Genomic DNA, 10,122 nt, shown 5'->3' with positions numbered 1-10,122 from the left:
GGTGTCCACTTCGCTCGAAAATGCTCTAGCGCAGCCAGTGCAGTCCAAGCGTGCCGTATAGGGCGGAGGATCGGTCGCTCGTCGATTGCAGGCCGCCGGATAGGCGCCATTCCAGGCCGAGGAAGCGCAGGCCTGTGAGATGCAGGCCGAGACGCAGCTTGCGATAATCGCGCTCGCGATAGAGTTCGAATTCGGGGCCGAGATAGAAGCCAGCCGGCATCTGCCAGCCCGGCGCGATCCTCGTCCAGTATCGCCCGTTCAAGGAGGACACATAGCCATTGGCCTGGACGACCGTTCCGGGCGAGGGGACGATCCAGAGATCGGCCTGGACCCTCGCGCCGTAACGGGTCGCGACGAAGGACGGGCCGAAGGATTCGATCCGTTGCTCGCTCTCGGAATCCGAACCGGCATAGAGTGCGAGAAAGCTGTCGCCGATGCGCCATTCGTAGCCGAGCAACGCCTGCGATTCAGCCTTGTAGGTCACGCCATGCGGCTTGTGGCGGCGGGTCTGCTCCTGTGCGCCGCCGGCCTTGACGAAGAAACGGAAGCCGCTGTCCGCGAGACCGCCGCCTATGGCGCGTTTCATCCCGACGGAGAGGAAGGTCTTAGTCGGCCCGGCTTCCATGGAGCCGAAGATCACCATCGAGATCGGGCTGCGCTCGGCCTCCTCCTCTTCCTCGGCGACGGCCGTGCAAAGCGGGGCGGCAGCGAAGCTCATCGCCAGCCCGACCAGTCCGGCCTTGCCCACTCGGTACGCCACGCAAGCCCCCACGGCCCCGTCGTGCACGCTGCCTGTCCGGAAGCCTGCCTCAGGATTGCAGCAGTTTGGCAGTAGGCTGGCAAGCCTTTGTTAACCAGACGGGAGCAGGCTCGGTCCATCCGGCAAAGCTTTCGGCCCGTAACAGGGGGAGGTGGCGATGGTTTCGACCGATTTTATCCGGCAGCTCGAAGGCTACGGGCTGACCACGGCGACGATCCTCTACCGCATGCCCGATCACCTCAACGTCCTGCAGACGTATATCTGGCAGCAATACGATCTGGCGCCACGCTTTCCTGTGCTTCAGGACTTCCTTGAATTCTGGAAACGCGAACTGGAAGGGCCGCTCCATTCGGTCACCGTCGCTCATTCACGCCTGATCAAACCGGCCGAACTCCGAAATGTGAACGGCGTGTTCGCGCTGCACTGAGCGTTGCACCTGCTTGCGGCCCTGAGCCAGGGGCATTGAAAACCTGCGTCCGGCTCGCTTGTTGGTAGATGTCCGGCCGTGCTAGGCGGGCGCTTCCGCCTCGGTACGGCCTGTTCCTTTGTCATCTCCTCTGCGTACATCCGGACTTCTGACGGCACTGGCGGGTCTGCCCGGGGAGCGCATCGCCGTCGGCACGATCGTCTCGGCGCTGCAGGATCGGGCCTATGCGCTGCTCGTCGTGCTGCTCGGGCTACCGAACTGCCTGCCGATGCCGCCGCCGATCCCGCTGGTCTGCGGCCTGGTGCTCGCCTTCATCGCCGTGCAGATGCTCACCGGGCGGCGGATGCCATGGCTGCCGCAGGCGCTGCTCAAGCGCAGCATCGGCAAGCCGGAGCTCAACCGTGCGGTGGCGCGGGCGCTGCCGGCGCTGACCTGGCTGGAGCGCTTCTCGCAGCCGCGCCTGACCATGCTGGGCGGACGCTGGGCCATTCCGGTGCTCGGTCTGGTGATCCTGATCCTCGCGCTCGGCCTGATCGTGGCCGCCCCGTTCATCGGCCAGATCCCGCTCGGGCTTGCGGTCTGCCTCGTCGGGCTCGGCCTCGTCGAGCGCGACGGGGTGCTGATCATCATCGGAGCGGTGGTCGGTGCCGCCGGCCTGCTGCTCAGCGCAGGCTTTGCCTACGCGATCTTCAGCGGCATCCACGAGCTGTTCTTCTAGAGATACGCCGCCCGTCCGGCTCGTGGGTCGTCAGGCGGCAGCGAGGATTTCGGCGAAGGGATTGTCGAGGCCGAGCAGGCGGTCGATCTCCGTCGCCGGCACGGCCTTGGAGAACAGGAAGCCCTGCAATTCGTGGCAGCCGATCGCCTGCAGGAAGCGATGCTGTTCGGCGGTCTCGACGCCCTCGGCGCAGACGCGCAGGCCGAGAGCGCGGCCGAGATGGGCCATGGAGTGGACGAGGATCGCGGATTCGCCGGTCGCTTCCATGTATTCGAGGAAGGACCGGTCGATCTTGATCTTGTCGAAGGCGAAGCGGCGCAGATAGATCAAGCTCGAATAACCGGTGCCAAAATCGTCGAGCGCAAGGCCGACGCCATGCGCGCGGATGTCCATCATCGCGGCCTCGGCGGCGTCGGCATCCTCGATCAGCACGCCCTCGGTCAGTTCGAGCTCGAGCTGGGCCGGGTCGAAATCCGTCTCCGCGATGGTGCGGATGACGTTCGCGACGAAGTCCTTGTGGCGGAACTGGATCGGCGAGACGTTGACGGCGAGGCGGATGCCCTTCCAGCGCTTGGCCTCGGTGCAGGCGCGCCGCAGCACCCATTCGCTCAGCGGCACGATCAGGCCGCGCTCCTCGGCGATGGCGATGAAGTCCGAGGGCGGGATCATGCCGTGGGCCGGATGCTGCCAGCGGACCAGCGCCTCGACGCCGACGATGGTCGACCCATCCACGGAGACCTGAGGCTGGTAGTGCAGCATCAGCTGGTCGTTGTCGATGGCGTGGCGCAGGTCGTCCTCGACCATGCGCTTCAACTGCATCGAGCGGTTCATCTGCGATTCGAAGAAGGCATAGCGGTTGCGGCCGCTGTTCTTGGCCTCGTAGAGCGCGGTATCGGCGAGCTTGAGCAGGGCTTCGCGGCTGGTGCCGTCGCGCGGCGCCATGGCGATGCCGATCGAGGAGCCGATGGTGACCTCGGCGCCGGTGATCGTGAACGGCTCGGTGAGGCTGGCGAGGATGCGCTCGCCCAGCGCGGCGCAGCCGGCCGGCGTGGCGGAATGGGTCTGGATGATGCCGAACTCGTCGCCGCCGAGCCGCGCGACCGTGTCGCCGACCTGGACCGCGCCGGAGAGGCGGATTGCGACCTGGCGGATCAGCTCGTCGCCGGCGGTGTGTCCATAGGTGTCGTTGACGGCCTTGAAGCGATCGAGATCGATCAGAAGCACGGCGAGGCTCGGGCCGTCATCGTGGATATGGGCGAGGGTCTGGTCGAGCGTCAGGTCGAAGCTGCGGCGGTTCGGCAGCAGTGATAGCTCATCCTGTCCGGCGAGGCGCTGGATCTGGCGTTCGCGCAGTTCGATCTGCTCGGCCGAGGCGCGCAGGCGCTGGACCACGAAGACGAAGATCGCGGAGAAGAGCAGCGCGACCGCGATGAGGGCCCAGAGGAAACGGCGCAGCATGACGTCGCCGGGGCGCGCCGGGGACCAGGTCAGCCACGCGCCGATCTTACCGTCGGCCGTGCGCAGGCCCAGCTTCGACAGCGGATCGGCCGGCGGCGAGGTCACGAGCTCGATATCGGCGATGCGATTGCGGTCGGCGAGGTCCGAGAGCATGGCGCTGGACAGGTGCCGATAGGCGACGAAGGACAGCGGCGTCGGGCTGGTTCCGGAGCTGAACGAGGCCATCCGCGAGAGATCGATCACTGTCAGGATGAGGGTCTCGTCGCCGTCGGTGGTGATGGTCGAGCGGGCCGCGCCGAACTGGGGCGAGACCTCGTCGCCGATCACGCTGGCGACGAATGAGCTTTTCGCGCTGCGCTGCAGTGCCTCGATATGGCGCGGGCCTTCCAGCGAGGCGTGGTCGATGCTGGTCGGGTTCTCGACCCAGGCGAGCACGGCTCCGCCGGTGCCGTCGATATAGGCGCCGTCGAAATCCATCAACTGGCTGCCGAGGCGCTTGAGGGCTGCTTGAAGCACCGAGGGAGGGCCGGGCTGCTGCAGGGTTTCGGGCAGGTCGCCGGCTGCCACGAGCCGCTCCAGCCGTAGTTCGCTCAGCTTGATCTGGGCGTTGACGGCGGCCTCGATCCGCTCACCCTGGCGCTGCGCCTCGAGCCGATTGGCTTCGCGGGTGATGGCGACGACGACGCCGATCCCCGCCGCCATCAGCAGCAGGAAAGCACAGCCCAGCGTCACGACCGTGCTCGCGAACATGCGAGCGGAAGAACCCGCATTCGTCATCTTCGCGGCGGTGAATGCGGGCATTATTCGTCCAGAAATCTGTCTTCGTACTGCGACTTAAGGCCGGAAGTGTTGACATCCCGTTGCCTGACGCAGGGGTGTGTGCGCGGTCAAGCGCCCGGAGGCGCATAGGGCGGGCGAGGGATCGCCATATGGGCCGCCCGCAGCGCGGCGGACCAGCGCTCGCGCAGGTCGTGGAAATAGGGCTCGCCCGCCTCGATCCGGCGGTTGAGCTCGAAATCGTCGGCGTCGCGCCTGATGACGACGAGGTCGATCGGCAGGCCGACGCCGAGATTGGAGCGCATGGTCGAATCCATCGAGATCAGTCCGACCTTCAAGGCATCGTAGAGATGGGTCTTGTAGGTCACGGCGCGGTCGAGGATCGGCTTGCCGTATTTGTGCTCGCCGATCTGCAGGAAGGGCGAATCGATGCCGCATTCGATGAAGTTGCCGGCGCTGTAGACCATGAACAGGCGCATCGGCTGGCCTTTGATCTGGCCGCCGAACAGCATCCCGATCTCGAACTTGACGCCGGCGTCCTCCAGAGCCGGGCCGTCGATCTCGCGGACATGGCGGATACAGCGGCCGACGAGCTGGGCCGCCCTGAACATCGAGCTCGCGTTCTGCAGCGTGTCGAGTTCGCCGGTCTCGGGATTGGGCAGGCCTTCGTGCAGGAAGCTGACAACCGACTGGGTGATCGAGAGGTTGCCGGCGGTCATCAGGCCGAAATTGCGGTCGCCCGGCCAGTTGAAGACATGGAGTTTGCGGAAGGTCGAGATGTCGTCGAGCCCGGCATTGGTGCGGGTGTCGGCAATCATGACGAGCCCGTCCTGCACGAGGATTCCGGCGCAATAGGTCACGGGTTCGGTCCTGTCTTCTTGCCCTGCCGTCCCGGCGATGCTCGCCGGAAGGAGGGTTATTGATTGGCCAAGCGGCCTTCGGCCTCGCGGGCGCTGACGAGGACGTTGAGGTTCTCGCCTTCGCCGCCCTGGCGCGAACCGCGCACTGGCGCGGCATCCGCGTAGTCGAGCCCTATCGCAACTCGCACATGCGTGTCGATCGGACAAAGCGCATTGGCGCAGTCGAAGCCGATCCAGCCGTAGTCGTCGAGATGGACCTCGGCCCAGGCATGGGCGCCGTTGCCAAGCGGCAGGCTGTCGGACTGCGCGACATAGCCCGATACATAGCGGGCGGGCAGGCCGAGATGCCGGACGCAGGCCATGAAGACATGGGCGACGTCCTGCGCGATCCCTTCGCGGGCGGCAAAGGCCTGGGCTGCGCCGACGCCGGTGCGGCCGCTGGCCTCGACGCAATCGATACGGTCGCTGACGGCGTTCATCAGCGCATGCATGCGCGAGAGCGGCGTGCCGGCACCGGCCGTGACCTCCTCGGCGAAGCTGCGCAGCGCCTCGTCCTGCTGCGTGAGCAAGGTGTCGCGGCAATAGACCTCGCAGGGCACGCGCTCCAGCCCGCCGCGCACGACGCCGGCGAGATCGACCGTCTCGATCAGCCCGTCGATGCGGATGGCGAGCGAGGAGATCGGGCCATCGGCATAGAACGAGTGCACGATGTTGCCATGGGCATCCTGCGTGGCGCGCAGGCGGCCGTCGACATTCGGCTCGATGCGCCATGACATGACGTGCTGGCCGTCATGGTCGCGCGGGGTCAGCCGCAGGATCTGCGTGATATGGCGTGCCGGCTCGGCATAGTCGTAACCGATCGTATGGGAAATCCTGATCCGCATGGTCCAGTCCGGGCAGGTTTAGGGCAGCCGCGCCGCCGCAGAGAGCTTGAGCGCGGGCGAACAGATCATTGCAGATACTGCTCGAAGATGGTGTGGCCGAGGCGGTTGTTCTCGGTGATGAACTCCTCGATGAATTCATGCAGCCCGTGCACGAAGACATCGTCGATCCGCGTGTTGCTGAGACTGGCCAGCGTCTTGCGGGCCTGGCGCTGGGCTGCCCCCTGGCGGCCATAGGCGTCGCCGAGCGCATCGAGAAAGCGCGAGATGTTCTCGTAGCAGGCGGCGAGCGAGCGCGGCATGCGCCGGTTCAGCACGAGAAGGTCGGCGACCAGGATCGGCTTCACCGCCTCGCGATAGACCCAGTGATAGGCGGTCAGCGCCGAGACTTCGCGCAACACCGTCGTCCATTGGAAATAGTCGAGCGAACCGCCCACCTGCTCGTCGGCCGGCAGCAGGACATGATATTTCACGTCGAGGATGCGGGCGGTGTTGTCGGCGCGCTCGAGATAGACGCCGAGCCGCGAGAACCAGTAGCTGTCGTCGCGCAGCATGGTCCGGTAAGCCGAACCGTCGAAGACCAGCGAGACGTTCTTCACCCAGTCGAGGAAGCGGGCGAATTCCTCGCGGTCCATGCGCTTCTTCTCGAAGCGCTGCAGCTCCAGCCAGGCGCCGTTGAGCGCATCCCACATCTCCGACGTCAGTGCCGTGCGTACGGCTCGCGCGTTGGAGCGTGCCTGGGCCAGGCAGTTGCGGATCGAGGAGGGGTTGTCCGGATTGAAGGTCAGGAAATCGCAGACGTTGCGTTCGTTCGCCTCGCCATAAGCCTTGGCGAAGGCCTCCTCGCAGCCGGCGGTGAGGACTGCGCTCTGCCATTCCGTGCCGGCGCCGCCATAGGTCGTCGGCAGGTTGGTCAGGCGTGTCGTGGCGTCGAGGATGCGGGCGAGATATTCGGCCCGCTCGACATAGCGGGAAACCCAGTAGAGGCTGTCTGCGGTACGCGAAAGCATGGTCAGCGTGTGCCTTTCCGCGGGATGGCAGGCTGTTTCGGGAGAAGAGCAGGCGGGGCGGTAGGCGAGTCCGTCATGCGTCGAGCACCCAGGTGTCCTTGGTGCCGCCGCCCTGGCTGGAATTGACGACGAGCGAACCTTCCTTGAGCGCGACGCGGGTCAGGCCGCCCGGCACGCAGGAGATGCCGTTGGCGCCGGAAAGCACATAAGGGCGCAGGTCGACATGGCGCGGCGCCACGCCGGAGGCGACGAAGGTCGGGCAGGTCGACAGCGCGAGCGTCGGCTGGGCGATGAAGCCCTCGGGGCTCGCCTTGAGCTTGCGCCGGAAGGTCTCGATCTGCGCCTTATTGGCGTGCGGGCCGACGAGCATGCCGTAGCCACCCGAGCCGTTGACCTCCTTGACGACGAGCTTCTCGAGATTGTCGAGGACATAGGCGTTGGCCTCGGGCTCGCGGCATCTGTAGGTCGGGACGTTCTTCAGGATCGGCTCCTCGCCGGTGAAGAACTTCACGATCTCCGGCATATAGCTGTAGACCGCCTTGTCATCGGCGACGCCGGTGCCGACCGCGTTCGCCAGCGTGACATTGCCGGCCTTGTAGGCGCCGATGATGCCGGGGACGCCGAGCACGGAATCGCTGCGGAAGGCGAGGGGGTCGATGAAGTCGTCGTCGATGCGCCGGTAGATCACGTCGACGCGCTTCGGCCCTTGCGTCGTGCGCATGTAGACGACGTCGTCCTTGACCAGGAGGTCCGAGCCCTCGACCAGCTCGACGCCGAGCTTGTCGGCCAGGAACGAGTGCTCGTAGAAGGCCGAGTTGTACTGGCCGGGCGTGAGCAGGCAGATCGTCGGGTCCGACGAAGAACTGCGCGGCGCGACCGAGCGCAGGGTCGCCAGCAACTGGTCCGGGTAGTTGTCGACCGGCGCGACGCGATGCGTCGAGAACAGCTCCGGGAAGAGCCGGAGCATAACCTCGCGGTTCTCCATCATGTAGGAGACGCCGGAGGGCGTGCGGGCATTGTCCTCCAGGACGTAGAAGGTATCCGCGTCGACGCGCACCACATCGATGCCGGCGATATGGCAGTAGATGTCGTGCGGGACCTTGAAGTCGACCATTTCGAGCTGGTAGCAGGCGTTGCGATAGACCAGATCTGGCGGGATGATGCCTGCCTTCAGGCATTCCTTGGGGCCGTAGACATCGGCCAGGAACATGTTGAGCGCGGTGACGCGCTGGCGCAGGCCGGCCTCCAGCTTCGTCCATTCCGGCTTGGTCAGCACGCGCGGGATGATGTCGAAGGGGATCAGGCGCTCGGTCGATTCCTCGTCGCCATAGACCGCGAAGGTGATTCCGATGCGGCGGAAGAACAGCTCAGCCTGGCTGCGCCTGAGCGCCAGCATCTCCGGCGGCGCCTCCTTCAGCCAGCGATCCAAAGCCGCGTAGGCAGGCCTCAGCTCGGTGCCCGAACCGGTCATTTCATCGAATGCGACCATGCAGCCCTCTTCCCCGTTGAAACCAGCCTATGCGCATTCGCGGGCGTTCGGGAAGAGGGAGAATAGGCGCGCAATTGATCTGGTCTGCCTTTTTCATGGGCAGTATTGATCAGGTACAGTTCGCTTTAGTTGATCTCGGCAAAGATGAACCCGCCCGCAGAACGCGGCTGTTCCTTCGTCGCGCCACGCCGGCGGCCATGCCTGCGCTATTCTTGGACCGAATTCGCGCGTCCGTCCAGCCACAGGCGCAAGGCCAGCGCGTTGTTCCGCTCCTCGTCCTTCGCCGCATAGAGCAGGGCGACCGGGCCCCTCTTCCGTTCAGCCGCCAGGGTCGCGAGCGCCGCCTGAGCCGACGGGCTGCCGAGCTCGGTCGCATAGGCGGCGCAGAACTCGTCCCAGCGCTCTGGATGGCCATGGAACTCGTGACGCAAGGCGTCGCTGGGCGCGAGATCCTTGAGCCAGAGGTCGATCCGGTCCTTGGCGACGCCGCGCGGCCAGAGCCTGTCGACCAGGATGCGCGTGCCGTCGCCGGGGGCAGGGGGATCGTAGACGCGCTTGACGGTGAGCGGCGTCATCAGATCAGCCCGAGGCTGCGGAAGCTGGCATGGCCGTCGCGGCCGACGATGATGTGGTCGTGGATCGCGATTCCCAGGGGCTTGGCGATGTCGACCAGCTCGCGCGTCATCCGCATGTCGGCGCCGGACGGCGTGGGATCGCCCGACGGGTGGTTGTGGACCAGGATGATCGCGGACGCCGAGAGTTCGAGCGCGCGCCGCATCACCTCGCGCGGATAGACCGGCGTATGGTCGACCGTACCGGTCTGCTGCACCTCGTCGGCGATCAGCGTGTTCTTCTTGTCGAGGAAGAGGATGCGGAACTGCTCGCGCTCGGCGAAGGCCATCGCCATCCGGCAATAGTCCAGCACGGAGGACCAGGAGGAGAGGACCGGCCGCTTGCCGACCGCGCCCTTGGCCATGCGCTTCAGGGCGGCCTCGACGATCTTGAGATCGAGCGCGACGCCTTCGCCGACGCCCTTTACCTCGGTGAGGCGCGACGCGGGGGCGCCCAGCACTTCCGCAAAGGAGCCGAAGCGCTGGATCAAGTCCTTGGCAAGCGGCTTGACGTCGCGCTGGGGGATCGAGCGGAAGAGCAAAAGCTCCAGCAGCTCATAATCCGGCAGCGTCTCGGCCCCGGCTTCCTGAAAGCGGGCGCGCAGGCGCTCGCGGTGGCCGTGGTAATGCGGCGTACCGGCATCGGTGACGGCGGCCGGCGAGGGCGCTTTACGCGGTCCCTTGCCGATGCCCACGCTCATCTTGCGGCGAGCGGATTGCCGAGGCCGGCGGGCGAGAGCGTGAAGATCTCGCAGCCCTGCTCGGTGACGCCGATCTGATGCTCGAACTGGGCCGAGAGCGAGCGGTCGCGTGTCACGGCGGTCCAGCCGTCCGAGAGTACTTTCACGCCCGGCTTGCCGAGATTGATCATCGGCTCGATGGTGAAGACCATGCCGGGCTTCAGCAGCACGCCCTCGCCGGGGCTGCCGTAATGCAGGATGTTCGGCGCGTCGTGGAAGAGCTGGCCGATGCCGTGGCCGCAGAAGTCGCGCACCACCGAGCAGCGCTCGGCCTCGGCATAGCGCTGGATGGCGAAACCGATATCGCCGGTGGTGGCGCCGGCGCGCACCGCCTTGATGCCGCGCTGCAGGCTCTCATAGGTGATCTCGACCAGACGCTCGGCCTTCCGCG

11 protein-coding genes are annotated in these 10,122 nt (G+C 66.0%); 2 read left to right on the top strand and 9 right to left on the bottom strand.

The window, feature by feature from the left end; genetic code table 11:
• Positions 1–25: 25 nt before the first annotated feature.
• Positions 26–748, bottom strand: coding sequence for a cellulose biosynthesis protein BcsS (gene bcsS / locus JHD80_RS25475; RefSeq protein WP_199093118.1), 723 nt, complete (start codon positions 746–748; stop codon positions 26–28).
• Between the two features lie 169 nt (positions 749–917).
• Between bcsS and JHD80_RS25470 the strand changes: the two genes are divergently transcribed.
• A complete protein-coding gene (locus JHD80_RS25470) occupies positions 918–1,187 on the top strand; it encodes an usg protein (RefSeq protein ID WP_199093116.1) in 270 nt (89 codons plus the stop codon).
• A gap of 118 nt (positions 1,188–1,305) precedes the next feature.
• Positions 1,306–1,905, top strand: a complete 600-nt coding sequence (locus tag JHD80_RS25465) for an exopolysaccharide biosynthesis protein (RefSeq protein ID WP_199093114.1) — start codon at positions 1,306–1,308, stop codon at positions 1,903–1,905.
• A 30-nt stretch (positions 1,906–1,935) separates the two neighbouring features.
• On the opposite strand, the gene JHD80_RS25460 is transcribed toward JHD80_RS25465, so the two are convergent.
• The 8 genes from JHD80_RS25460 to JHD80_RS25425 all read right to left on the bottom strand — a co-directional run.
• Positions 1,936–4,113: a putative bifunctional diguanylate cyclase/phosphodiesterase gene (locus JHD80_RS25460; RefSeq protein ID WP_199093112.1), complete on the bottom strand. Its 2,178-nt coding sequence runs from the start codon at positions 4,111–4,113 to the stop codon at positions 1,936–1,938.
• Positions 4,114–4,250: 137 nt separating this feature from the next.
• On the bottom strand, positions 4,251–5,000 hold the full coding sequence (locus JHD80_RS25455; protein WP_199093109.1) for a peptidase: 750 nt from the start codon (positions 4,998–5,000) through the stop codon (positions 4,251–4,253).
• Between the two features lie 56 nt (positions 5,001–5,056).
• Positions 5,057–5,884: a transglutaminase family protein gene (locus JHD80_RS25450; protein WP_199093107.1), complete on the bottom strand. Its 828-nt coding sequence runs from the start codon at positions 5,882–5,884 to the stop codon at positions 5,057–5,059.
• A gap of 65 nt (positions 5,885–5,949) precedes the next feature.
• Entirely contained in the window at positions 5,950–6,891 is a 942-nt protein-coding gene (locus JHD80_RS25445; protein WP_199093105.1) for an alpha-E domain-containing protein, read from the bottom strand.
• A gap of 73 nt (positions 6,892–6,964) precedes the next feature.
• Positions 6,965–8,380 carry a circularly permuted type 2 ATP-grasp protein gene (locus JHD80_RS25440; protein WP_199093102.1) on the bottom strand — a complete coding sequence of 472 codons (1,416 nt, stop codon included), beginning with the start codon at positions 8,378–8,380 and terminating at the stop codon, positions 6,965–6,967.
• A gap of 206 nt (positions 8,381–8,586) precedes the next feature.
• Positions 8,587–8,955, bottom strand: a complete 369-nt coding sequence (locus JHD80_RS25435; protein ID WP_199093100.1) for a DUF488 domain-containing protein — start codon at positions 8,953–8,955, stop codon at positions 8,587–8,589.
• Positions 8,955–9,692, bottom strand: coding sequence for a RadC family protein (gene radC / locus JHD80_RS25430; protein ID WP_199093097.1), 738 nt, complete (start codon positions 9,690–9,692; stop codon positions 8,955–8,957). The genes JHD80_RS25435 and radC overlap by 1 nt, the downstream gene beginning before the upstream one ends.
• Positions 9,689–10,122: type I methionyl aminopeptidase (locus tag JHD80_RS25425; RefSeq protein ID WP_199093095.1), on the bottom strand; the 434-nt coding region annotated here is incomplete at its 5' end. The genes JHD80_RS25425 and radC, both read right to left, overlap by 4 nt.

Origin of the sequence: Allobosea sp. ASV33 (genome assembly GCF_016428755.1) — a bacterium.
Taxonomy (GTDB): Bacteria; Pseudomonadota; Alphaproteobacteria; order Rhizobiales; family Beijerinckiaceae; genus Allobosea.
The sequence above is the reverse complement of the archived record's forward strand: the minus strand, read 5'-3'. Positions and strand labels throughout refer to the sequence as shown.